Source organism: Pseudomonas sp. PS01297 (genome assembly GCF_029959305.1).
GTDB classification, from domain to species: domain Bacteria; phylum Pseudomonadota; class Gammaproteobacteria; order Pseudomonadales; family Pseudomonadaceae; genus Aquipseudomonas; species Aquipseudomonas helleri.
Window position 1 is genome coordinate 22841 of sequence record NZ_JASCPQ010000027.1, and the last position, 22986, is coordinate 45826.

Sequence of the window (22986 nt, forward strand, 5' to 3'; positions counted from 1 at the left end):
AGCGTTTTATGCTGAGTAAAAAGATTCGCAACATTCTGTTATTCGCAGTCATTGCCGCGCTGTTTGCGGCCGTTGGCTACTGGAATATCAGCCCGGAGCGCTTTCTCGACAAGCCTGTTGCGCCTGTCGATGACACCGCTATCGACTATTACGCAATCAATGCTCACAGCCTGCAGTTCTTGCCCGATGGCAAGCTGCAATATGAGCTGACATCTGACAAGGTCGAACATTTGCAGGCTTCTGAAGTCACATTAATGACCAAGCCAGACATGCAAATTTTCCGCGGCACACCCTTCCCGTGGCACGTTCAGAGCGAGCGCGGCGAAGTTAACCCGGACGGTACTCAGGTCGAACTCATCGATTCTGTGCGCGTTGCACGCACCGACGATAAAAACCGCACTACGATTATTACCACGACCCGCATGACTGTATTCCCGCAGAAGGAATATGCGCAGACCGACCGAGACGTTAGAATCGACGGCGCCGGTGGTGTGACGACTGGTAAGGGAATGAAAGCATATTTGAAAGACGGCAGGATGGACCTGCTGTCCAACGTAAGAGGACAGTATGAGTCTCGTTAAAACCCTCCCTTTATTGCTCAGCCTGAGCGCAGCACTGGGAAGCGCGAGCGCCTGGGCTCTGCCGGATGACAACAAGCAGCCTATCCGTATCCAGGCCGACGAAGCCCAACTGGATGACAAACAAGGCGTTGCGACTTACAAGGGCGATGTGATCATCACCCAAGGGTCCATGAAAATTACCGGTAACACCGTCACCCTTACCCGCACCGCAGCGGGCGATATTGACGTGGTGACCTCGGTCGGCAACCTGGCGTATTTCGAACAACTGCAAAAAGTCGGTGATCCAAAACCGGTTCAGGCGTACGCCGTGACGATTCAATATCACGCGCCGCAAAACCGCATCGTGCTGATCGACAAGGCTAAAGTCATCAACGAAGGCAACACGACCGAAGGCGAGAAGATCGTCTACGACACCGTGAAGCAAGTCGCCAATGCCGGCCGGGCCAATGGCACGAACGTCACTGCGCCTCGTCCACGCATTGACATGGTGATCCAGCCAAAGAGTAAAACCGACCAGCAGAAGGCCCAGTAATGGCAACCCTGAAAGCCCAGCATCTGGCTAAAAGCTACAAGAGTCGCCAAGTGGTACGCGATGTCAGCCTGTCGATCGACAGTGGGCAGATCGTCGGTTTGCTCGGGCCTAACGGCGCGGGTAAAACCACCTGCTTCTACATGATTGTCGGCCTGGTACAAGCGGATCAGGGCCGTGTGCTGATCGACGACCTGGACGTCAGCCACCAGCCCATGCACGGTCGCGCACGCGCCGGCATCGGCTACCTGCCGCAAGAAGCCTCGATCTTCCGCAAGCTGTCGGTCGCCGATAACATCATGGCGATTCTTGAGACACGCAAGGAGCTCGACAAGGCTGGCCGCCGCAAAGAGCTGGAAAGCCTGCTGCAGGAGTTCCATATCAATCACATCCGCGACAACCTCGGCATGAGCCTGTCCGGCGGTGAGCGTCGCCGTGTAGAAATCGCCCGCGCCCTGGCGACCAACCCCAAGTTCATCCTGCTCGATGAACCTTTTGCAGGCGTTGACCCCATCTCGGTGGGCGATATCAAGCAAATCATTCACCACCTCAAGGCCAAAGGCATTGGCGTGCTGATCACTGACCACAACGTCCGTGAGACGCTCGATATTTGCGAAACAGCCTATATCGTCAACGACGGTCAATTGATCGCTGAAGGCGATGCTGAAACGATTCTCGCCAACAAGTTGGTGCGAGAAGTGTATCTGGGCCACGAGTTCCGCCTCTAAAGCTGTACCCTGAGCGCCATTTGAAGCATCAGGCAACCGCCCATGTTGCCGAATCCTTCAAGTGGCGCCCTCCCGCAGATTGCCGCCCTAGCACAAACTTATTAAAAATGCCCCCTAGGCAAACGCCCCGCTTTCAGGCATATAATTTGCTTAAGTTTGGCGCTCACGCGCCCTGTAGTGGATGGCGCCATGCGCGCCGGCGAATAAGGTGTTAAGCCCCTGCCATGAAACCATCGCTAGTCTTGAGAATGGGCCAGCAGCTGACGATGACGCCTCAGCTGCAACAGGCCATCCGTTTGCTCCAACTGTCGACCCTGGACCTGCAACAGGAAATCCAGGAGGCCCTGGAATCCAATCCGATGCTCGAACGCCAGGAAGAAGGCGACGACTTCGACAACTCGGACCCTCTGGCCGACAACATCGAGCAAAAACCCAACAGCGATATTCAGGAGCCTTCCTACCAGCAAGAGTCCGCCCCTACCGTGGACAATCTGGAAGACGGCGACTGGAGCGAGCGTATCCCCAACGAACTGCCGGTCGACACGGCCTGGGAAGACATCTACCAGACCAGCGCCAGCAGCCTGCCCAGCAGCGATGATGACGAGTGGGACTTCACCACCCGCACCTCGGCCGGCGAGAGCCTGCAAAGCCATCTGTTGTGGCAATTGAACCTGGCACCGATGTCGGACACCGATCGCCTGATCGCTGTGACACTCATCGACTGCATCAACAACCAGGGTTACCTCGACGAAACACTCGAAGAAATTCTGGAAGCCTTTGATCCGGAACTCGATATCGAACTCGACGAGATCGAAGCCGTCCTGCACCGCATTCAACAATTTGAGCCAGCCGGCATTGGCGCCCGTAACCTGGGCGAGTGCTTGCTGCTGCAATTGCGCCAGTTGCCCGCCAAGACGCCCTGGATCAACGAAGCCAAGCGTCTGGTCACTGACTACATCGACTTGCTCGGCGCACGTGACTACAGCCAGCTGATGCGGCGCATGAAGCTCAAGGAAGACGAGCTGCGCCAGGTCATTGAACTGGTGCAAAGCCTCAACCCGCGTCCGGGTTCGCAAATCGAGTCCAGCGAAGCGGAATACGTGGTTCCTGACGTCATCGTTCGCAAGGACAACGACCGCTGGCTGGTCGAGCTGAACCAGGAGTCGGTGCCACGCCTGCGGGTCAACCCGCAATACGCAGGCTTCGTGCGCCGTGCCGACACCAGCGCCGACAACACCTTCATGCGCAACCAGTTGCAAGAAGCCCGCTGGTTTATCAAAAGCCTGCAGAGCCGCAATGAAACACTGATGAAAGTAGCGACCCAAATCGTCGAGCATCAGCGTGGCTTTCTGGAATATGGCGATGAGGCCATGAAGCCGCTGGTACTGCATGACATCGCAGAAGCGGTCGGCATGCACGAATCAACGATTTCGCGCGTCACCACACAAAAATTCATGCATACCCCGCGCGGTATTTATGAATTGAAGTACTTTTTTTCCAGCCACGTCAGCACCTCGGAAGGCGGTGAATGCTCGTCCACCGCGATCCGCGCGATCATCAAAAAACTGGTCGCCGCTGAAAATCAGAAAAAGCCGTTGAGTGACAGCAAGATCGCTGGTTTACTGGAGGCACAAGGTATTCAGGTGGCCCGTCGGACCGTCGCCAAGTACCGCGAATCCCTTGGGATTGCGCCTTCGAGCGAACGCAAGCGTTTGATGTAAGTACGGGTCACAGCGTTTCAGTGGCAGGCGCTTCGGCCTGTCACTTTATGCAATGGCAACAGAAGGAGAAACTGTATGCAAGTCAACATCAGTGGACAACATCTGGAAGTCACCCCAGCACTGCGCAAATCGATCGATGACAAACTCAAACGCCTGGAACAGCACTACGACAAAATCACCAACGTGCAGGTGATCCTCTCTGTTGAAAAGCTTCAACAGAAAATCGAAGCCACTCTCAATATTCCCGGTGGAGAAGTTGTCGCCAATGCGGTCAATGAAGACATGTACGCCGCTATCGACAGCCTCTACGAGAAGCTTGATCGCCAACTGATAAAGCATAAGGAAAAGACCCAAAGGCAGCTCCAGGGCGCAACGGGTCGTTAATACTCCATCACCATGATTCGACTTGAAAATATCCTGACCCCCGGCCGTTCCTTGGTGAACGCGCCGGGCGGCAGTAAAAAGCGCGCACTCGAACAAGTTGCCAACCTGATCAGCCGGGAAGTACCTGATCTGGACGCGCAAAAAGTGTTTGAGGCGCTGATCGCCCGTGAAAAACTGGGCTCCACCGGTTTTGGCAACGGCATCGCAATACCTCACTGCCGTCTGGCTGGCTGCGAGTCGCCCATCAGCGCCTTGCTGCACCTGGACGCCCCCATAGATTTCGACGCCATCGATGGCGCACCGGTCGACCTTTTGTTCGTTTTGCTGGTGCCACAAGCGGCTACCGATGCGCACCTGGAACTGCTCCGGCAGATCGCCAGCATGCTCGACCGCAAAGACGTGCGCGAAAGATTGCGCAGCGCACCCAGCAACGAAGCGTTGTATCAGGTTGTTCTGGACGTACAGAACGGTCATTAATCATGCGCTTAGTCATTGTCAGCGGACGCTCCGGCTCCGGAAAAAGTACAGCCCTCGCGGTCCTCGAAGACAACGGTTTTTATTGCATCGACAACCTGCCGGCCGGCTTGCTGCCTGAGCTGGCGGAACGCGCACTGATCCACACAGAATTACCGCAACCGCTGGTCGCCGTCTCCATTGATGCGCGTAACCTGCCGAGCCACCTGTCACGCTTTCCGCAATTGCTTGAAGAGGTGCGCAACCGGCATATCCAGTGCGATGTCCTGTATCTGGATGCCGATGAAGAAACCCTGCTCAAGCGCTTCTCGGAAACTCGTCGCCGGCACCCGCTGAGCAGTGAAAGCCGCTCGCTGGCAGAAGCCATTCGCGATGAAACTCACTTGCTGGGGCCAATTGCCGACCTTGCCGACCTGACCGTCAACACCACCAATCTGAACCTGTATCAGTTGCGCGATACGATCAAGTTGCGCCTGCTGAACAAGCCCGAACCGGGTACTGCGTTCCTGATTGAATCGTTTGGCTTCAAGCGCGGCATGCCGGTAGACGCTGACCTGGTGTTTGACGTGCGCTGCCTGCCCAACCCGTATTGGAAACCGGAACTGCGCGAGCAGTCGGGCCTGGATCAACCCGTGGCGGATTACCTCGCCGCACAGCCGGATGTTGAAGAGATGTTTCAGGACATCTCCAGCTACCTGCTTAAATGGCTACCCCGCTTTGCCGCCAGCAATCGTGCTTATGTGACCATTGCTATCGGCTGCACAGGCGGCCATCACCGCTCGGTGTACCTGACCGAGCGGCTTGGCAAATGCCTGCAAGAAACTCTTAAGAACGTCCAGGTTCGCCACCGCGACCTGACTTGAAAGGACCCACCCCGCGATGCCTGCTCTGGAAATCGAAATCATCAACAAACTGGGCTTGCACGCTCGGGCATCAGCAAAGTTCGTCGGCGTCGCCGGGAAGTTTCCGTGTCAGGTAAGAGCGGGCCGCACTCCTGAATCTATGGTTGACGGCAAGAGCATCATGGCCATGATGATGCTCGCTGCCGGCAAAGGCACCAAGATCCATTTGAAGACTGAAGGCGAGCAGGAACAGGAAGCGCTCGACGCACTGGTCAAACTCATCAACAACTACTTCGATGAGGGTGAGTGAAGAACAGCCCGGCGTACCGTAGGCGCGAGCTTGCCTCGCGATCTTTTAAGATCAAAAGATCGCGAGGCAAGCTCGCTCCTACGGGTTTTTAGGGCATCAATGCGGGCGTTAGCCCAGTGCGGTGTCCATCACCATCATCAGGCAAAAGCCGATGCACAAGCCCAGGCTTGCGAGCTTTTCGTGACCGTTGCGCCGCGATTCGGGGATCACTTCTTGAGTGACCACCAACAACATCGCACCCGCCGCCAACGCCAGTCCAAACGGCAATAACACTTCGGCCAGGTTGACCAGCCAGGCACACAGCAGCGCAAACACCGGCTCTACCAGGCCGGAGGCCGCACCGATCAAGAACGCCTTGACCCGCGACATGCCTGCACCCGCCAGTACCAGCGCAATCACCAGGCCCTCCGGGACGTCCTGCAAGGCAATGCCCATCGCCAGGCTGTCAGCATCTGGCATGCCGCCGCCCGCTGACACCCCGACCGCCATCCCTTCCGGGATGTTGTGCGCAATGATGGCAATCACGAACAGCCAGATGCGCGGCGCAATCACGGGCTCGCCGGGCTTGCTGATGATCATTTCAGGGGCAGCCCCGGAGACCTTGAGGTCGACCAGAAACAGAAAAAATGCCCCCAGCAAAATACCCGCACTGACCAGGCCGCTAGCGCCCCATGACGACAGCCCAAGATTTTGCGCCGCCGCAATGCCCGGCACAATCAATGAGAATGCCGTGGCCGCCAACATGACCCCCGCCCCAAAACCCAGCAAGGTGTCGCTCACCGCAACCGGCATTTTGCGGATAACCAATACCGGCACGGCGCCCAAGGCGGTGCCCAGCGCACACAGCGCACCGCCTTGCAGTGCTCGCAACAACCTGGGCTCAAGATCCAGCCAGACCAACCCCTTGGCCACCAGCAAGGCCGTGCCCGCCAACAGCAAGAGCGTGCCCAGCGCATAGCGGAACATCCGCACGCCACTCACCGCTAATATTTGCGTGCCCATAATCTGCCTGAATCCTTCTGGGTCGGCTTAGGCAATCGCAGCTGCATAGCGCCGCTCGACTTCGGGCCAATTAATCACGTTGTAAAACGCATTAATGTATTCCGGGCGGCGGTTCTGATAACGCAGGTAGTAAGCGTGTTCCCAAACGTCCAGCCCCAGAATCGGGGTGTTGCCGTTCATCAGCGGGCTGTCCTGGTTACCGCTGCTTTCGATGACCAGTTTTTTCTCCGGGGTCACGCTGAGCCAGGCCCAGCCACTGCCGAAACGGGTCAGGGCCGCTTTGGTGAAGTTTTCCTTGAACGTCTCCAGCCCACCCAACTGTTCATCAATAGCCTTGGCCAATGCGTCCTTTGGGGTGCCGCCGCCGGTTGGGCTCATGACTTCCCAGAACAGTGAGTGGTTAGCATGCCCGCCGCCCTGATTGATCACCGCTGCACGCAGGTTTTCAGGCAGCTCCTGGACGCTGGCGACCAGTTTTTCAACTGGCCATTTTGCCCACTCCGTGCCGTCAACCGCGGCATTGAGGTTGTTGATGTAAGTCTGGTGGTGCTTGGTGTAGTGAATTTCCATGGTTTGCGCATCGATATGCGGCTCAAGCGCGTCGTAGGCGTAAGGCAAGGCAGGCAAGGTGTAAGTCATATCAATGTGCTCCTGAGTGATGGCCGCTGACGGTTGAGAATTCGTGACTTGACTGAGCCACAGGGCTTTTGAGCAACAGTTCAGAACGCGGGTATTCGCCGTGATCGCTGATAAAGTTCAAAAGCTCAACGTAAGTTTTGCTGCTCTGACGCAGCGCGGCTTCACGCAGCGCAGGCGCCAGGCGGGGGTTCTGCATGGTTTGCAGTAACCGCTGGTGAATCGCGCACAGGTACTCAACACTCTCCTCCGGCTGGTTAAGGCGCAAATGCAGATCCGCCAGGTTGTGGTGGGAAATGACACAGGCCGCCACTGCTTCGTCGGCATCACTCCAGCGCTCAAACAGCACTTGTGCCAGTGCCAGCGCCTGCAAGTAATGTTCTCGGGCATCGACCAGCTCGCCCTCAGCGAAACAGCGGTTGGCTCTTTCGATCGTGCGTTTCCAGTGCTCCATGTGAACCTCCAAAGCAGTGTGTGGGGCGTGGGGTTAAACGCCGCCGGCGGTCAATTTCTCGGGGTTGAGCAAGACTTCAAGCTGGCTGCGCGGCAGATCGGTGTACTCAAGGGCCACATCAATCACCGGGCGCCCCTGCTGGTAGGCGGCCTTGGCAATTTCGGCCGCCTTTTGATAGCCGATGATCGGGTTCAGCGCCGTGACCAGAATCGGGTTGCGCGACAGCGCTTCCTTGAGCTTGGCTTCGTTGACCTTGAAGGTGGCAATGGCTTTGTCGGCCAGCAAGCGGCTGGAGTTGGCCAACAGCTCGATGCTGCTCAACAGGTTGTGTGCAATCACCGGCAGCATCACGTTGAGCTCAAAGTTGCCTGACTGCCCGGCGATGGTGATCACCGTGTCATTGCCGATCACCTGGGCAGCGACCATGGCGGTGGCTTCCGGGATCACCGGGTTGACCTTGCCCGGCATGATTGACGAGCCCGGCTGCAAGCCTTGCAGTTCAATTTCGCCCAAGCCTGCCAGCGGGCCAGAGTTCATCCAGCGCAGGTCGTTGGCGATTTTCATCAGCGATACAGCGGTCGCTTTAAGCTGGCCCGAAACAGATACGGCGGTGTCCTGCGAGCCAATCAAGGCAAACAGGTCTTTACCCGGCGTGAATTGCACGTGGGTCAGCGCACTGAGTTGCTGGCTGAACAGCGCGGCGAATTGCGGGTGCGCGTTGATCCCCGTGCCCACCGCCGTGCCGCCCTGGGCCAGCGACTGCAGGGCCGGTTGCAGGTTGTGCAGGTGCTCGATATTGGCCTTGAGCTGTTGCGCCCAACCATTGAGCACCTGGCTCATGCGCACCGGCATGGCGTCCATCAGGTGTGTACGCCCGGTTTTAACGTAGACGTGAACCTGCTCGGCCTTGTGCTCAATCACCTCGACCAGATGCTTGAGGGCCGGCAGCAGTTCTTCGTGCAAGCCCAGTGCAGCGCTGACGTGAATGGTGGTCGGGATGATGTCGTTGCTGCTTTGCCCGCAGTTGACGTGATCGTTGGGGTTGACCACTTCGCCCAGCACGCGGGTTGCCAGTGTGGCGATGACTTCGTTGGCGTTCATGTTGGAACTGGTGCCCGAACCGGTCTGGAAAATATCCACCGGGAAGTGCTCCATGAAATCGCCGGACAGCAGGATCTGCGTGGCTTCGACAATGGCATTGCCCTGCGCTTCGCTGATTTGCTTGAGTTCAACGTTGGCCTTGGCGGCAGCGGCCTTGGCCAGAATCAGTGCGCGAATGAATTGCGCGGGCATGCGTTGATGGCTGATCGGGAAGTTGTCAACCGCACGCTGTGTTTGCGCGCCATACAGCGCGGCCTCAGGCACGTGCAATTCACCCATGCTGTCCCGTTCGATACGCGTATTACTCATCAGGAAATCCTTGCAGCAGTTCTGTTAAAGAAATTGAAGGTTCGAGTTCGCAGGTCGCCAATTGCCAGGCAAAGCTTTGCCAGCGCTTGAGGCGGCAGTTACACAGGGCTTGAGTTTCCATATCGCGCAGCGGGCGCCATGCATGGTCCAGGCACAGGTTGCGCCAGTGCCACGGCAGGGCCGTATCAGCGGCGGTGTCCAGCAAGAGCCGGAACTCGGTAGCAGAAATCATCCAGGGAGAAGTCGTCGTGCAACCGGCCAGGTATCGGCCTTCGGCCAGATAGTGCTCAATCAGGCGCGGCTCGTCGGGCGCCAGGCCGCAACGGATCTGGCGGCTCATCCAGCGCCAGCTTTCCAGATAAGGGCCTTCATGCAAGGCTGAACTCATGACCTAGGCTCGCTCGATAATGAGATTCATTATTAAGCGATATTGATTATCAAAACAAGCCTGCCTTGGACAGACCTTTGTCTCGCGATCTCTTAATCCTGTAAAAGATCGCGAGGCAAGCTCGCTCCTACAGAGGTTGGGTTTAAAAAAAAGGCGTATCACCCGCGAAGGTGATACGCCTTGATTACAACCGGGAAGGTTTAGCTGCCCGCGACGGTCATGCGCTCGATCAGCACCGAGCCGGTGCGGATGTTGCTGCGCAGTTCCAGGTCGTTACCCACGGCAACGATCTGTTTGAACATGTCACGCATGTTGCCCGCGATGGTCACTTCTTGAACCGGGAACTGGATTTCACCGTTCTCAACCCAGAAACCCGCCGCGCCACGGGAGTAGTCGCCCGTGACCATGTTGAGGCCGCTGCCCATCAGTTCAGTCACCAGCAAACCTCGGCCCATGCGGCGGATCAGGGCTGCCTGGTCTTCGTCACCGTGGGTCACAAACAGGTTGTGCACGCCGCCTGCGTTGGCGGTGCTCGGTAGACCCAGTTTTCGGCCCGAGTATGTGCTGAGGATGTAGGACACCAGCTCGCCGTCTTTGATGAACGGTTTGGCGTAAGTGGCCAGGCCATCGTTATCGAAGGAGGAACTGCCCATGGCACGGACCAGATGCGGACGCTCGTCCAGGGTCAGCCACTCAGGGAAAATCTGCTGCCCCAACGCGTCCAGCAAGAACGACGATTTACGGTACAGGTTGCCCCCCGAAATCGCGCCCAAAAAGCTGCCGAACAAGCCACCGGCCAGTTCGGCCGAAAACAATACCGGGACTTCGCAGGTCGGCACCGGGCGCGAACCGAGGCGGCGGGCGGCGCGCTCTGCAGCGCGCTGGCCGATGCTGACGGCGTCCATCAGCAACTCGCCCTGGCAGTTCACGTCATACCAGTAGTCACGCTGCATTTGCCCGTCGCCTTCGGCGATCATCACGCAGCTCAAGCTGTGGCGGGTAGACGCCGAACCACCGATAAAGCCATTGCTGTTGCCGTACACACGGCAGCCCTGGTGGGTGCTGAGGGTGGTGCCGTCGGCGTTTTTGATGCGGCTGTCTGCGTCAAAAGCCGCAGCTTCGCAAGCCAAAGCCTTTTCGATGGCTTGCTCTGGCGTGATATCCCACGTGTGGAACACATCAAAATCTTTCAGGTCGCGGGCCATCAGGCTGGCGTCGGCCAGGCCCGAGCTTTCGTCTTCGGAGGTGTGCTTGGCAATCGCCAAGGCCGCCGCGACGGTTTCGCGGATGGCATCCGGGCCGCTGGCCGAGGTGCTGGCCGAGCCTTTGCGCTGTCCTACATAGAGCGTGATGCCAAAACCCTGGTCGCGATTGAACTCAACGGTTTCGACTTCGCGCTGGCGTACAGAGGTCGACAGGCCCTGCTCCAGCGACACCGCGACTTCGCAGGCGCTGGCGCCCTGGCGCTTGGCTTCGGCGATGATTTGCTCGACCTGCTGTTGCAGTGCCGGCAAGGCCTGCGGGCCGACGCTTTGTACTGCACTCATGGTTTTCTCCACTCAAATTCTGTTTTCGGTAGGGCCGCCGAGCGACCAGGCCGGACAAGCGGCCTCCGACTGGTTATCATGGCGGCGTTTCTTTGCGGACTGCCACCATGGTTGATTCTTACGACGACGCCTTCGACGGCGAAAAAAGCAAAACACAGGTCAAGAAAGAGCTGCATGCTCTGGTTGATCTGGGCGAGCGCCTTACAACGCTCAAGCCTGATTTGCTGAACAAAATGCCTTTGACTGACGCTATGCGTAAGGCTCTGGCAGATGCTCCAAAACACACGGCTCATATTGCGCGCAAGCGCCATCTGATGTTCATCGGCAAACTGATGCGCGATCAACCGATCGACGAAATTCTTGCTTTGATCGATCAAGTCGATGCCTCTTCTCGCCAATACAACGAGCGTTTCCACAACCTCGAGCGCTGGCGTGATCGCCTGCTCGAAGGCGACGACGCTGTACTGGAAAAATTTGTTGTCGAGTTCCCTGAGGCTGACCGCCAGCAAATGCGCTCGGTCATCCGTCAGGCCAAACACGAACTGGCTCATAACAAGGCACCGGCCTCAAGCCGCAAATTGTTCAAGTACATTCGTGGGTTGGACGAGACGCAACGCGGTCTGCGTTAAATCTCGTACGTGGGTGGGTTGCCCTGCAACCCACCCGCTCCCCATCAACCGCCCGTACCGCCTACGGTAATCGCATCAATTTTCAGGGTTGGCTGCCCGACACCGACCGGTACCGACTGCCCATCCTTGCCACAGGTTCCGACGCCGCTGTCCAGCGACAGGTCGTTACCGACCATCGACACTTTGCTCATCGCTTCCGGCCCGTTGCCAATCAGGGTCGCGCCTTTGACTGGGCGAGTGATTTTGCCGTCTTCGATCAAGTAAGCCTCGCTGGTGGAAAACACAAACTTGCCACTGGTGATGTCGACCTGACCACCGCCCAGATTGGCGCAGTAAATGCCCTTTTTAACCGAGGCGATGATTTCTGCCGGATCACTTTCACCACCCAACATGTAGGTGTTAGTCATGCGCGGCATGGGCAAGTGCGCATAAGATTCGCGACGGCCGTTACCAGTACGTGCGACGCCCATCAGGCGCGCATTGAGCTTGTCTTGCATGTAGCCCTTGAGCACGCCGTTTTCAATCAGCGTTGTGCACTCGGTCGGAGTGCCTTCGTCATCGACGCTCAACGAACCACGACGACCGGCCAGGGTGCCGTCATCGACGATGGTGCACAGTTTGGAAGCAACCATTTCGCCCATGCGACCGCTGTAGGCCGAGCTGCCTTTGCGGTTGAAGTCACCTTCAAGGCCGTGCCCTACCGCTTCGTGCAGCAGTACGCCCGACCAGCCGGAGCCCAGGACCACCGGCATGGTGCCCGCAGGGGCCGGCACGGCTTCGAGGTTGACCAGCGCCTGGCGCAACGCCTCACGGGCGTAGCCCATGGCGCGGTCGTCGGTCAGGAAGTAGCGGTAGTCGGTACGGCCACCGCCACCATGGCCACCGCGCTCGCGACGGCCATTTTGTTCGACGATCACACTGACATTGAAACGCACCAGCGGGCGCACATCGGCTGCCAGCCCGCCGTCGGTGGAGGCCACCAGAATGCGCTCCCACACCCCGGCCATGCTCACGGTCACTTGCTGGATGCGTGGGTCCAGAGCACGGGTGGCCGCATCGACGCGCTTGAGCAACTCAACTTTTTCGGCGCGGGTGATGACTTCCAGGGGGTTATCCGGGGCGTACAGTTGCGCCACGTCTTGGGTTGTAAAGGCTTGCACCGTGCCGTTTTGCCCGGCACGGGAGATGGAACGCGCAGCCCGCGCCGCCAGCCCCAAAGCTTCCAGGGTGATGGCATTGCTGTAAGCAAAACCGGTTTTTTCACCGGACTGGGCACGCACACCAACACCCTGATCGAGGTTGAAGCTGCCTTCTTTGACGATGCCGTCTTCCAGTGCCCAGGATTCGGAAATCTGCCCCTGAAAATACAAATCTGCCGCATCAATGCCCGGCCCGGCCAAGTCACCCAATACGCCTTGCAGGCTGTCGAGGGTGACACCGCCCGGTGCCAACAGGTGTTCGCTGACTGAGGTCAACAACTCGCTCATATTCACTCCGTCTTGGCCCCTGCTTCAGCATCATGGATGCACTGAACCCACGGGCCTGAAAATTAGTCCTGCTGTGCAGGTCGCTGTGCGCCCTGCGAAAAAAACCGCCGATGGTTCACCACCGGCATGCGCGCCCTGATGGCGGCTTGTTCGTCAGCATCGCGCGCGGCCAGCAATACGCCCTCGCCTTGCGCCTGTTCTGCCAACACCCGGCCCCACGGGTCGATGATTGCCGCATGCCCGTAGGTTTCACGCGGGCCGGGGTGAACACCACCTTGAGCGGCGGCCAGTACATAACATTGAGTTTCGATGGCCCGTGCCCGAATCAGAATGTCCCAATGTGCAGCACCGGTCACGGCGGTAAAAGCCGAAGGCGCGGTGATCAGCTCAGCCCCGGCAGCGCGCAATTCGCTGTACAACTCCGGAAAACGCAGGTCGTAGCACACGGTCAGGCCCAATTTGCCCACCGGCGTATCGGCCACCACCACACGCTCACCGGGCGCGTAGTCATCCGACTCGCGGTAACGACCCCGGCTGTCAGACACATCCACATCAAACAAATGCAGCTTGTCGTACCGCGCCGCTTGCTCGCCGTCGGCATTGATCAACAATGAACAGGCATTGACCTTGGCGTCTGGCTGACCCGCTGGTGGCAGCGGCAAAGTGCCCGCCACTATCCATAACTTGAGGTCGCGCGCGGTCTGTTTCAACCATGGCAGGATCGGACCTTCGCCCAATGCCTCGGCGCGCCCCACATCTGCGATATCGCGACGGCCCATGGCAGCGAAGTTTTCCGGCAGTACCGCGAGCTGTGCACCGCGTTGCGCCGCGTCTTCAAGCAAGCGCCGGGCCTGAGCCAGGTTGGCCAGCACATCGCTCTGGCTAACCATTTGAATCACTGCAAACGACATCACGCCCCCTTGATGGACAGTGTAGACAGAGCCCCCACCGGCACTGCCGTTGTCATGCTACTCCTAGTTTTTCTCAAATGGCTTGTCGAAGGTGATTTTCGGGTCGTTCCATGGGCCTTGAATGCTGTATTGCACGCTGGCGAAACGTGACACCTGATCACCAATCAGCTTATTGAGCAGAAACATCGCGCCACCCGCTGCCGGGCCCCCGACCAACAAGGCCGCCAGCGGCAGGTTGTTGGTCACGGGCAGGGTCACGAGCAGTTTCGCGTTCACTTGATCAGAGACCATGTTCAAAGTGCCACTGAGTTCAAGGTTAGTCGACGGGCCGGTCATGAGGATCGGCGAGGTGGTGCGGTATACGCCGTTGTTGGCGGTCAGGAAGCCTTTGACCCGGTCGTAGCTCAGCCCTTTGCTGAACAGGTCCGAGAAGTCCAGGCGCAGACGCCGGCCAATGGCGTTGAAATTCAGCAGGCCAAAAATACGCACCACTTGCGTGCTGCCGTCGACCTCAACAAAGCGGCCTTTATTCAACGTGGCATCGAGAGTGCCAGAGAACCGGTTCAGGCCAATCCAGGCCGGCGAGCCCGGCCAGCGGCCATCGATATCGACTTTGAAATCCTCACTGGTCACGCTCGGGGCAAAACCCCAGCCCTGCAGCACGTTAGCCAGGTTGCCACCGCCAATCCGGCCCCGGTACCAACTGTTGCTGGCCCCGGCGACGCCGTCCCAGCCGCCCGAGCCTTCGAGCAGCAAGCCCTTGAGGCCCAGGCTCAGGTTATTGAGGTTGACCCCGCGTGGGGTCGGCCGGATGTTGAGCGACCAGGCACCGAGCAAATCAGCGCCCTGATAGAGCTGGCGAATGATGATGTCGAGTGCCGGGATCTTGCGCGGGTCAACCGACGCCAGCGGGTCCGGCGCATTGGGGTCGCTGACCGCTTTAGGGTCTGGGGCCGGGAGGCGGATGGTTTGCATCGTCACTTTGATCGGCGCGTTCTTCGCGTCCGGCAGCGTAACAGCGCCCGTCGCCTGCTTGCTGTTGATGTTCAGGTCCCAGGCAGGCCCGCTGCGCTTCATTTGCAGCCGCACCTGATCAAGCTGGGTGCCGAAGGCGATGAGTTTGTTCACTTTGAAGTCGGCACTGCTGAGCAGTTGTTTGGCGCTGCCACCCGGGTCTTTGCCCGCATAGCGCTCGGCCAGCGTCTGCCACGGGGCAATGTCGAGTTCTGACAACACACCGCGAATGCGCAAGCCCTTGGTCACCGGCAACACAGGGTCGCCATACCCCAGGAACAACTCACCCCGGCCGTCTTCGAACTTGCCATTGGGGGCGGCAAAGGTCAGGTTCGCCAAGTCACCGTAGTCAAACCAGTAACGGCGCTCGGCCCCTTGCAGGGTCATGCGAAACACCGCGTCGCGGCTTTCATTGGCGGCCAGGCCAAACGGTGCTGGCAAATCGATAGTCGCCCCTTTGAGTGACGAACTGACCCGCAACTGGCTGTCGGCATCGTCCAGGGTCAATTGCAACTGATAAGGCAGCATCCCGGACACCGGGATCGGCTGATTGAACTTGAGCCAGTCGGTCAGTTTTTTAACCCCTACCTGACCGCTTGCCACCACGCGGGTACTCAGCTTGCCCGACTTGCCCTCGGCAAAGATTTGCGCCTTGATCGGCTGGTCGAATGCGCGGCCGCTGATGGCTTTGCCGCTCAGGCCCTTGGCGCTGTCGAAGCGGAAGTCGCCTTTGAGTTGGGTCAGTTCAAGTTCTGGATCACTGATTTTCAGGCGGGCCTTGTCGGTGTTGAAATCCACCACGACTTTCGGCTCTTCGCCATGCTCCAGCGGGATGTCGAGATCAACGCGGCCCTTGAGCGAGCCCTCGCCTTGCCAGCCGGCAAAGGTCGACTCAGTGCCAATTGGCGCTTCTTGCAAGATTTTCAGGCCATCGCCCAAACCGCCGTCGAAGTCACCGTCCAAAAACAAGTGAGAGACTTTGCCAGCGTGGACGTGAGGGATATTGACCGCAACGTTGCGCACTTTGGTGTCGAGCAACAGGCCTTTGCTGGCCATGATCCGCACACCGCTGTCTTCGATAAACACGTCACCGGAGACATCGCGCACATGTGGCCAGCCGGGCTGGAACGCCAGCTCAGCGCCATGGACCTTGAAAAACAGGCTGATGTTACGCGCCGCGTCCACGGCATCGTGGTCCAGTGAGCCTTGGTACTGGAAAAAGCCCTCTTCCACCGAGCCTTTTAGAATCGCCGTGCTCAACCACTCGGACAGCGACGGGCTCAAGACGGCCGGCAGGTATTTGGGGGTGAATCGACCATCGCCATCGGTCAGACCGACGCGCAGGTCCATGTAGTCTTCCTGAGAGTGATCCATGTGGATGCGGATCAAGAAGTCAGCGGCAATCTTGCCCTCTTCGCCCAGCACCTTGATGTAGGGCGCGATCAAAGTGAAGCTGTTTTTATCCAGCGTCCACTTGAGCAACGCATTGGCTTGCAGGTACTGCCAGGGCTTGTCGAAAATCGGGTCCAGGTGCAGGACAAAATCTTTGCTGTCGAGGCGCAATTCGCCCTTGCCCAGGTCACCACTGATCAGCCCGCTGACGTTACGCGCCGCCGGTGCACCGTGGGTGGCATTGAAGCCCACTTGCTGCAAGTTGGCGGCGAAGCTGATTTTTTGATCGTCGGTCGCATTTGGCCGGTAGTCGGCCAGGACGTTGCGCAAGGTGCCGGTGACGCTCAGTTGGTCAATCACCTTGGCGACGGCTTCTGGCACCGGCGCCAGCGAATCCATTAACGGGGTGATCGGCGTCAGGTCCAGATGATCGGCCTGTAAATGCCAACGTTCCTGCTCGCCTTGGGTGGCGGCGAACTGTTGCAACTGCAGGCGGGTTTCCCAGCGCTTGTCAGCGATGTTCATTGCCAGTGAATCGAGGGTAACCGTGAACCCCTGTTTGCCACGCTCGACCCAGGCATGCAGCGCCAGGTTGTCGAGGGTTTCGGCTTTGCGATCGGCATAGGCACCACTCAGCTTGGGCGCATTGAGGCGCGCCACCGCGCTTTGCACGGTGCCATGGCCCCAGTTGAGCCAGAACTCGCCACCGGCTTTTAACTCAGAGACTTTCCACGGCTGGATCAAGTTGGCCGGCAGCCATTTGGCCCAGTCACTCTGCGGCAAGCTCAGATAGGCCTGTGCGGCACCGTCGCGCCAGCGGCTGGCCTGGATCTGGGTCTTGAGGCTCAGCGCCAGCGGCTGACCGTCAGGCAGGGTCAACCGCGCATCCAGACGCTGGTCAGAAGCCCCCACGTCCAGTGTCAGACCGACATAGGTCAGGGTCATCGGCGCATGATTGAAGGGTTCGAGGGTCACCTGGCTGTCGAGCACCGATACCCGCGCCACCCGCTGCAATTGATTCAGCAGTTGCTCGGGGTCCAGCGGCTGATCGTCCTGCACGGGCAGCCCTTCCAGCGCCCAATGGCCATCTTTGTCCTGACGGGCGCTCAGTTGCAGGCCGCCCAGTTGCACGCTGGCAAGCCGCACATCGCGATTGAGCAGGCTGGCCCAGACATCGGGCACCACCTTCACGTTGTCCAAGCGCAAGGCATTGCTGCCCTCGCCGACCATTACGTCGTGCGCCAGCAGCACCGGCGCCATGCCCTTCCAACTGCCTTCAAGGCTGCCAATGGTCAACGGCATGCCCAAAGCATCACGTGCCTTGGTCTGGATTTCTGCGCGGTATTCGGCAATCAGTGGCGTCAGCTCACGACCCAAGCTGACGTAGAGCGCCGTAAGTACCAGAACCAGCGCACATAGACCTAATCCCCAGCGGGTCAGCGCGGCAAAAAAGCGTGTCAGACGCTCCATGTCAGGTGGCCCCTTCAGTGATGGTCGAGGGGGCTGCGCCCAGCCCCCTGTCATGCGAATACGCGTTCAGATACTTCAGAGCAGTACCACGTCGTATTGTTCCTGGGAGTACTGAGTTTCTACTTGAAAACGGATGGTACGCCCGATAAATCCTTCCAGCTCGGCGACGTTGCCCGACTCTTCGTCCAGTAAACGGTCAACAACACGCTGGTTGGCTAATACACGATAGCCAACGGCTTGGTACGCGCGGGCCTCACGGAGAATTTCGCGGAAGATTTCGTAGCAAATGGTTTCAGGGGTTTTCAGCTTGCCGCGCCCCTGGCAGCACACACAGGGTTCGCAGAGCACTTGCTCAAGGCTTTCGCGGGTGCGTTTGCGGGTCATCTGTACCAGCCCCAACTCGGTGATACCGATGATGTTGGTTTTGGCGTGATCACGTTCCAGCTGCTTTTCGAGGGTACGCAGCACCTGGCGCTGGTGCTCTTCATCTTCCATGTCGATGAAGTCAATGATGATGATGCCGCCCAAGTTACGCAGGCGCAGTTGCCGGGCGATGGCCGTTGCCGCTTCGAGGTTGGTCTTGAAGATGGTTTCTTCAAGGTTGCGATGGCCCACGAACGCGCCGGTGTTGACGTCGATGGTGGTCATGGCTTCAGCCGGGTCGACCACCAGGTAACCGCCCGACTTGAGCGGCACCTTGCGGTCCAGCGCCTTCTGGATTTCGTCTTCAACACCATACAGATCAAAAATCGGCCGCTCGCCGGGATAGTGCTCTAGGCGGTCGGCGATTTCCGGCATCAGTTCGGCCACAAACTGGGTGGTCTTCTGGAAGGTTTCTCGCGAATCGATACGAATTTTTTCGATCTTGGGGCTGACCAGGTCACGCAAGGTACGCAACGCCAGGCCCAAGTCTTCATAGATAACGCTCGGTGCGCCCGCCGTTTTTATCTGCAGACCGATCTGGTCCCACAGACGGCGCAAGTAGCGAATGTCCATCAGGATCTCATCCGCCCCGGCGCCTTCAGCGGCCGTGCGCAGAATAAAGCCGCCCGCTTCCTTGATGCCTTCTTGCGCCACGCAATCGCTGACCACTTGCTTGAGGCGCTCGCGTTCGGCTTCGTCTTCGATCTTCAGCGAAATACCGACATGGGCCGTGCGCGGCATGTACACCAGGTAGCGCGAAGGAATCGACAGCTGCGTGGTCAGGCGTGCGCCTTTTGATGCAATCGGATCTTTGGTGACCTGCACCACCAAGCTTTGACCTTCGTGCACCAGCGCGCTGATGCTCTCGACGGCCTGGCCTTCACGCAGGGAAATTTCAGACGCGTGAATAAAGGCGGCACGGTCCAGACCGATATCGACAAAGGCGGCCTGCATGCCGGGCAACACACGCACCACCTTGCCCTTGTAAATGTTGCCAACAATGCCACGGCGCTGGGTACGCTCGACATGCACCTCTTGCAGAACACCGTTCTCTACCACGGCCACGCGCGATTCCATCGGCGTGATGTTGATCAGGATCTCTTCACTCATGGCTGGGTCTCGTTCAGGCGTCATAGCATTAGTGCCAAGTCATGTAAGGCGCGTTATTCAGCGCTCGATAAGGTTTGCCAACAGGGTATGCCGAATTGCCCAAGCAGTTCTGCGGTTTCGCACACGGGCAAACCCACAACCCCGGAATAACTGCCATTAAGGCCCGCCACAAAGACCGCGGCCAACCCTTGAATGGCGTAGCCACCGGCTTTGTCCTGAGGCTCTCCGCTGGCCCAATATTGGGCGGCTTCTTGCTGGCTGATGGTTCTGAAACTGACCCGGCTGCGCACCACACGAGTTTCGCAACGCTCGGCCGCCAGAATGGCAATGGCCGTCAAGACTTCATGCTCCCGGCCAGACAACGCCATGAGCATAGACAAGGCATCGGCCTCGTCGACCGGTTTGCCGAGAATCTGATCATCCAGTACGACAGCGGTGTCGGCGCCCAATACACAGAATGGCGCGCTTACCGAGGCCCCGAGCAGGTGCTCGTGCCCGGCACGGGCCTTTGCTCGCGCCAGGCGCTCAACATAAGCCGCAGGGCATTCGTCAGGGAGGGGAGTTTCGTCTATGGAGGCGCTGACCACCTGGAACGGCACGCCGATTTGAGTCAGTAACTCGCGGCGGCGCGGTGAGCCAGAGGCCAGAAAAAGCGGAGTCATCAAGACATCTCCCTGTCTACGTGCACAAACCAGGAAATGGCTCGCGATCCAGTCAATTGATTTTGAAACGTCGGCGCAAACCGCGCAGCCCGTAGCTCACCCATGGCCACAACAGCGCACTGACCAGCGCTGGCAATACCAACGCCAGCGTGGGCTGGCGATTGCCGGTCAAGGCACTCAGCCATAGCTGAGCCAGTTGAGCCAGGCCAAATATGACCAGGATCACCAAGCTTTGCTGCCACATCGGGAACGTACGCAACCGTTGCGCCAGCGACAATACCAAAAAGGTGATGAGGGTCAGAATCAATGCATTCTGGCCCAGCAAGGTGCCGTACAGCACGTCTTCCATCAAGCCCAAGCACCACGCGGTGACCATGCCCACCTTGTGCGGCAAGGCCAGGGCCCAGAATGCCAGCAACAGGGCCAGCCACAACGGGCGCAGGATTTCCATGAACTGCGGCAACGGCGAAACGCTGAGCAACAGGCCGATGGCAAACGTCAGCCAGACAATCCAGCCGTTTCGCGAATGAGTGCCCGCCATTATTCCCTCTCCCGAGTTGTGGCCGGCGCAGCGGCTGGCGGCTTGGCTGCGGCGGGTACAGGTTTTTTCACGGTCTTGGGATCAGTCGCAGCCGGGGCTGGCGTCACCGCTGGCGCGGCGGCAGGTGCAGCAGGTGCGGCGGCCGTTGGCGCAGGTTTGGGCACAGTGGCCGGCACGATCGGCGGTGCTTCACCCCGCTGCTCGGCCTCTTGGGCTTGAGCCGCGTCATTGGCGCGTTCTTCAGGGGTGCGGCTGTCGCTGAACACCAGCAACAAATAGCGGCTGCGGTTCAAAGCGGCGGTCGGCACAGCCCGCACAATGGCAAATGGCTGGCCGGAGTCATGAATGACCTCTTTGACCGTGGCCACCGGGTAACCGGCCGGGAAGCGTTGCCCCAGGCCCGAGCTGACCAGCAGGTCGCCCACTTTGATATCCGCCGTGTCGGCCACGTGACGCAGTTCAAGCCGCTCGGGGTTGCCCGTGCCGCTGGCAATGGCGCGCAGACCGTTGCGATTCACCTGTACCGGAATGCTGTGGGTGGTGTCGGTGAGCAACAGGACGCGCGAGGTGTTCGGCATCAATTCGACCACCTGTCCCATCAACCCGCGTGCATCGAGCACCGGTTGCCCCAACACCACGCCATCGCGCTCACCCTTGTTGATGATGATGCGATGGGTGAACGGGTTCGGGTCCATGCCGATCAACTCGGCCACTTCAACCTTTTCATTCACCAGCGCCGAGGAGTTCAACAACTCGCGCAGGCGAACGTTCTGCTCGGTCAAGGCCGCCAGCTTTTGCATGCGACCTTGCAACAGAAGGTTTTCAGTTTTGAGCTTCTCGTTTTCAGCCACCAGTTCGGTGCGACTGCCAAATTGGCTGGCAACCCCCTGAACCAGGCGTTGCGGCAAATCGGTCACCCAGTAGGTTTGCATCAGCACCAGCGACATCTGGCTGCGCACCGGCTTGAGCAACGTGAAACGGGCATCTACCACCATCAGCGCGACCGATAGCACGACCAGCACCAATAAGCGCACGCCCAATGAGGGGCCTTTAGAAAAGAGCGGTTTAATAAGCCGCCCCTCCCGGGCAAGTGTTCAATGTATTCATACGGCGTTAAAGCGGCCTGGATGAAGATTGGCAAAAGATAAACGCCAAAAGGCAGCACTGCAAAGTGCTACCTTTTGGTGATAACCATTGGCCTGCACCGGCGATCTTATTCGCTGGAGAGCAGGTCCATTGTGTGTTTATCCATCATTTCCAGCGCACGGCCACCACCACGGGCAACACAGGTCAGCGGGTCTTCGGCAACGATCACCGGCAGACCTGTTTCCTGGGCCAGCAGCTTGTCGAGGTCACGCAGCAAGGCGCCACCACCGGTCAGTACCAGGCCACGCTCGGCGATGTCCGAAGCCAGCTCTGGCGGAGACTGCTCCAGTGCGCTTTTCACGGCCTGAACGATAGTTGCCAGCGACTCTTGCAGAGCCTCGAGCACTTCGTTGGAGTTCAGGGTGAATGCACGTGGAACGCCTTCTGCCAGGTTACGGCCGCGTACGTCGACTTCACGCACTTCACCGCCCGGGTAGGCTGTGCCGATTTCCTGCTTGATGCGCTCAGCCGTCGACTCGCCGATCAGGCTGCCGTAGTTACGACGCACATAAGTGATGATCGCTTCGTCGAAGCGGTCGCCGCCAACCCGTACGGATTCAGCGTAAACCACACCGTTCAGGGAGATCAGCGCGATTTCAGTGGTACCACCACCGATATCGACGACCATCGAACCGCGTGCTTCCTCAACCGGCAAGCCAGCACCGATGGCCGCGGCCATCGGTTCTTCGATCAGGAATACTTCACGGGCACCGGCACCGAGTGCCGACTCACGAATGGCGCGACGCTCTACCTGAGTCGATTTGCACGGTACGCAAATCAAAACCCGAGGGCTTGGCTGCAAAAAGCTGTTTTCATGCACTTTGTTGATGAAGTACTGCAGCATCTTCTCGCAGACGCTGAAGTCGGCAATCACGCCATCCTTCATCGGACGAATGGCAGCAATGTTGCCAGGTGTACGGCCGAGCATGCGCTTGGCCTCGGTGCCGACGGCAACGACACTTTTCTGGTTACCGTGTGTCCGAATAGCCACAACCGATGGCTCATTCAGGACAATACCGCGCTCACGCACGTAAATAAGGGTGTTGGCAGTGCCCAGGTCGATGGAAAGATCGCTGGAAAACATGCCACGCAGTTTCTTGAACATGGGAAAGGGACCCTAGGCAACGCGTGGGTAAAAAAGTGCGGCAAACTCTAACAACGACAGGGATTTTGGGCAAGGCGCCAATATGTTAAA

At 58.7% G+C, this 22986-nt stretch carries 23 protein-coding genes; 9 read left to right on the plus strand and 14 right to left on the minus strand.

The window, feature by feature from the left end:
* Positions 1 to 8 precede the first annotated feature (8 nt).
* From lptC to QMX84_RS10615, 8 genes are all read left to right on the plus strand, one after another.
* Entirely contained in the window at positions 9 to 581 is a 573-nt protein-coding gene (gene lptC / locus QMX84_RS10580) for an LPS export ABC transporter periplasmic protein LptC (RefSeq protein ID WP_153333329.1), read from the plus strand.
* Positions 568 to 1113: a lipopolysaccharide transport periplasmic protein LptA gene (gene lptA, locus QMX84_RS10585; protein WP_048368358.1), complete on the plus strand. Its 546-nt coding sequence runs from the start codon at positions 568 to 570 to the stop codon at positions 1111 to 1113. The genes lptC and lptA overlap by 14 nt, the downstream gene beginning before the upstream one ends.
* Positions 1113 to 1838 carry an LPS export ABC transporter ATP-binding protein gene (gene lptB / locus QMX84_RS10590; protein ID WP_048368360.1) on the plus strand — a complete coding sequence of 242 codons (726 nt, stop codon included), beginning with the start codon at positions 1113 to 1115 and terminating at the stop codon, positions 1836 to 1838. The genes lptA and lptB overlap by 1 nt, the downstream gene beginning before the upstream one ends.
* 224 nt (positions 1839 to 2062) lie before the next feature.
* Positions 2063 to 3559 (plus strand): RNA polymerase factor sigma-54, encoded by a 1497-nt coding sequence (locus QMX84_RS10595; protein ID WP_048390283.1) that lies wholly within the window; start codon positions 2063 to 2065, stop codon positions 3557 to 3559.
* Positions 3560 to 3634: 75 nt separating this feature from the next.
* Positions 3635 to 3943 carry a ribosome-associated translation inhibitor RaiA gene (raiA, locus tag QMX84_RS10600; protein WP_048390286.1) on the plus strand — a complete coding sequence of 103 codons (309 nt, stop codon included), beginning with the start codon at positions 3635 to 3637 and terminating at the stop codon, positions 3941 to 3943.
* Between the two features lie 12 nt (positions 3944 to 3955).
* On the plus strand, positions 3956 to 4420 hold the full coding sequence (ptsN, locus tag QMX84_RS10605) for a PTS IIA-like nitrogen regulatory protein PtsN (protein ID WP_048390287.1): 465 nt from the start codon (positions 3956 to 3958) through the stop codon (positions 4418 to 4420).
* 2 nt (positions 4421 to 4422) lie between these two features.
* Positions 4423 to 5280, plus strand: a complete 858-nt coding sequence (gene rapZ / locus QMX84_RS10610) for an RNase adapter RapZ (protein WP_048368367.1) — start codon at positions 4423 to 4425, stop codon at positions 5278 to 5280.
* A 16-nt stretch (positions 5281 to 5296) separates the two neighbouring features.
* Complete coding sequence (locus QMX84_RS10615) at positions 5297 to 5569, plus strand: HPr family phosphocarrier protein (protein ID WP_048368368.1); 273 nt, start codon at positions 5297 to 5299, stop codon at positions 5567 to 5569.
* 108 nt (positions 5570 to 5677) lie between these two features.
* On the opposite strand, the gene QMX84_RS10620 is transcribed toward QMX84_RS10615, so the two are convergent.
* From QMX84_RS10620 to pmbA, 6 genes are all read right to left on the minus strand, one after another.
* Complete coding sequence (locus QMX84_RS10620) at positions 5678 to 6571, minus strand: ZIP family metal transporter (protein ID WP_282363780.1); 894 nt, start codon at positions 6569 to 6571, stop codon at positions 5678 to 5680.
* Between the two features lie 27 nt (positions 6572 to 6598).
* The gene (locus QMX84_RS10625; protein ID WP_282363781.1) at positions 6599 to 7210 is read right to left on the minus strand and encodes a superoxide dismutase; all 612 of its coding nucleotides are present in this window, start codon (positions 7208 to 7210) and stop codon (positions 6599 to 6601) included.
* 1 nt (position 7211) lies between these two features.
* Positions 7212 to 7661, minus strand: coding sequence for a hypothetical protein (locus tag QMX84_RS10630; protein ID WP_048368374.1), 450 nt, complete (start codon positions 7659 to 7661; stop codon positions 7212 to 7214).
* Positions 7662 to 7694: 33 nt separating this feature from the next.
* Positions 7695 to 9071 carry a class II fumarate hydratase gene (locus QMX84_RS10635; protein WP_282363782.1) on the minus strand — a complete coding sequence of 459 codons (1377 nt, stop codon included), beginning with the start codon at positions 9069 to 9071 and terminating at the stop codon, positions 7695 to 7697.
* Positions 9064 to 9459: a FagA protein gene (locus tag QMX84_RS10640; protein WP_282363783.1), complete on the minus strand. Its 396-nt coding sequence runs from the start codon at positions 9457 to 9459 to the stop codon at positions 9064 to 9066. Before QMX84_RS10640 ends, QMX84_RS10635 begins: the two co-directional genes overlap by 8 nt.
* Before the next feature lie 200 nt (positions 9460 to 9659).
* A complete protein-coding gene (gene pmbA, locus QMX84_RS10645; RefSeq protein ID WP_048368377.1) occupies positions 9660 to 11006 on the minus strand; it encodes a metalloprotease PmbA in 1347 nt (448 codons plus the stop codon).
* A gap of 107 nt (positions 11007 to 11113) precedes the next feature.
* Here pmbA and yjgA point away from each other — a divergent pair, with 107 nt between their 5' ends.
* Complete coding sequence (gene yjgA / locus QMX84_RS10650) at positions 11114 to 11635, plus strand: ribosome biogenesis factor YjgA (protein WP_048368378.1); 522 nt, start codon at positions 11114 to 11116, stop codon at positions 11633 to 11635.
* Positions 11636 to 11679: 44 nt separating this feature from the next.
* On the opposite strand, the gene tldD is transcribed toward yjgA, so the two are convergent.
* From tldD to mreB, 8 genes are all read right to left on the minus strand, one after another.
* Entirely contained in the window at positions 11680 to 13122 is a 1443-nt protein-coding gene (tldD, locus tag QMX84_RS10655) for a metalloprotease TldD (protein ID WP_048368379.1), read from the minus strand.
* A gap of 62 nt (positions 13123 to 13184) precedes the next feature.
* A complete protein-coding gene (locus QMX84_RS10660) occupies positions 13185 to 14033 on the minus strand; it encodes a carbon-nitrogen hydrolase family protein (protein WP_153391932.1) in 849 nt (282 codons plus the stop codon).
* Positions 14034 to 14096: 63 nt separating this feature from the next.
* Complete coding sequence (locus QMX84_RS10665; protein ID WP_282363784.1) at positions 14097 to 17909, minus strand: YhdP family protein; 3813 nt, start codon at positions 17907 to 17909, stop codon at positions 14097 to 14099.
* Positions 17910 to 17984: 75 nt separating this feature from the next.
* Positions 17985 to 19442, minus strand: a complete 1458-nt coding sequence (rng, locus tag QMX84_RS10670; RefSeq protein ID WP_048368382.1) for a ribonuclease G — start codon at positions 19440 to 19442, stop codon at positions 17985 to 17987.
* Between the two features lie 53 nt (positions 19443 to 19495).
* On the minus strand, positions 19496 to 20104 hold the full coding sequence (locus tag QMX84_RS10675) for a Maf family protein (protein WP_282363785.1): 609 nt from the start codon (positions 20102 to 20104) through the stop codon (positions 19496 to 19498).
* A gap of 52 nt (positions 20105 to 20156) precedes the next feature.
* Positions 20157 to 20645 carry a rod shape-determining protein MreD gene (gene mreD, locus QMX84_RS10680; RefSeq protein ID WP_048368384.1) on the minus strand — a complete coding sequence of 163 codons (489 nt, stop codon included), beginning with the start codon at positions 20643 to 20645 and terminating at the stop codon, positions 20157 to 20159.
* Positions 20645 to 21715, minus strand: coding sequence for a rod shape-determining protein MreC (gene mreC / locus QMX84_RS10685; RefSeq protein ID WP_282363788.1), 1071 nt, complete (start codon positions 21713 to 21715; stop codon positions 20645 to 20647). The genes mreD and mreC overlap by 1 nt, the downstream gene beginning before the upstream one ends.
* Positions 21716 to 21858: 143 nt before the next feature.
* The gene (gene mreB / locus QMX84_RS10690; protein ID WP_002555108.1) at positions 21859 to 22896 is read right to left on the minus strand and encodes a rod shape-determining protein MreB; all 1038 of its coding nucleotides are present in this window, start codon (positions 22894 to 22896) and stop codon (positions 21859 to 21861) included.
* Positions 22897 to 22986: the final 90 nt, after the last annotated feature.

Excerpts from the sequence above, each read along its gene's own strand:
- lptC (WP_153333329.1), top strand. The coding sequence starts at position 9 with ATGCTGAGTAAAAAGATTCGCAACATTCTGTTATTCGCAGTCATTGCC.
- lptA (WP_048368358.1), top strand. The coding sequence starts at position 568 with ATGAGTCTCGTTAAAACCCTCCCTTTATTGCTCAGCCTGAGCGCAGCA.
- lptB (WP_048368360.1), top strand. The coding sequence starts at position 1,113 with ATGGCAACCCTGAAAGCCCAGCATCTGGCTAAAAGCTACAAGAGTCGC.
- QMX84_RS10595 (WP_048390283.1), top strand. The coding sequence starts at position 2,063 with ATGAAACCATCGCTAGTCTTGAGAATGGGCCAGCAGCTGACGATGACG.
- raiA (WP_048390286.1), top strand. The coding sequence starts at position 3,635 with ATGCAAGTCAACATCAGTGGACAACATCTGGAAGTCACCCCAGCACTG.
- ptsN (WP_048390287.1), top strand. The coding sequence starts at position 3,956 with ATGATTCGACTTGAAAATATCCTGACCCCCGGCCGTTCCTTGGTGAAC.
- rapZ (WP_048368367.1), top strand. The coding sequence starts at position 4,423 with ATGCGCTTAGTCATTGTCAGCGGACGCTCCGGCTCCGGAAAAAGTACA.
- QMX84_RS10615 (WP_048368368.1), top strand. The coding sequence starts at position 5,297 with ATGCCTGCTCTGGAAATCGAAATCATCAACAAACTGGGCTTGCACGCT.
- QMX84_RS10620 (WP_282363780.1), bottom strand. The coding sequence starts at position 6,571 with ATGGGCACGCAAATATTAGCGGTGAGTGGCGTGCGGATGTTCCGCTAT.
- QMX84_RS10625 (WP_282363781.1), bottom strand. The coding sequence starts at position 7,210 with ATGACTTACACCTTGCCTGCCTTGCCTTACGCCTACGACGCGCTTGAG.
- QMX84_RS10630 (WP_048368374.1), bottom strand. The coding sequence starts at position 7,661 with ATGGAGCACTGGAAACGCACGATCGAAAGAGCCAACCGCTGTTTCGCT.
- QMX84_RS10635 (WP_282363782.1), bottom strand. The coding sequence starts at position 9,071 with ATGAGTAATACGCGTATCGAACGGGACAGCATGGGTGAATTGCACGTG.
- QMX84_RS10640 (WP_282363783.1), bottom strand. The coding sequence starts at position 9,459 with ATGAGTTCAGCCTTGCATGAAGGCCCTTATCTGGAAAGCTGGCGCTGG.
- pmbA (WP_048368377.1), bottom strand. The coding sequence starts at position 11,006 with ATGAGTGCAGTACAAAGCGTCGGCCCGCAGGCCTTGCCGGCACTGCAA.
- yjgA (WP_048368378.1), top strand. The coding sequence starts at position 11,114 with ATGGTTGATTCTTACGACGACGCCTTCGACGGCGAAAAAAGCAAAACA.
- tldD (WP_048368379.1), bottom strand. The coding sequence starts at position 13,122 with ATGAGCGAGTTGTTGACCTCAGTCAGCGAACACCTGTTGGCACCGGGC.
- QMX84_RS10660 (WP_153391932.1), bottom strand. The coding sequence starts at position 14,033 with ATGTCGTTTGCAGTGATTCAAATGGTTAGCCAGAGCGATGTGCTGGCC.
- QMX84_RS10665 (WP_282363784.1), bottom strand. The coding sequence starts at position 17,909 with ATGGAGCGTCTGACACGCTTTTTTGCCGCGCTGACCCGCTGGGGATTA.
- rng (WP_048368382.1), bottom strand. The coding sequence starts at position 19,442 with ATGAGTGAAGAGATCCTGATCAACATCACGCCGATGGAATCGCGCGTG.
- QMX84_RS10675 (WP_282363785.1), bottom strand. The coding sequence starts at position 20,104 with ATGACTCCGCTTTTTCTGGCCTCTGGCTCACCGCGCCGCCGCGAGTTA.
- mreD (WP_048368384.1), bottom strand. The coding sequence starts at position 20,645 with ATGGCGGGCACTCATTCGCGAAACGGCTGGATTGTCTGGCTGACGTTT.
- mreB (WP_002555108.1), bottom strand. The coding sequence starts at position 22,896 with ATGTTCAAGAAACTGCGTGGCATGTTTTCCAGCGATCTTTCCATCGAC.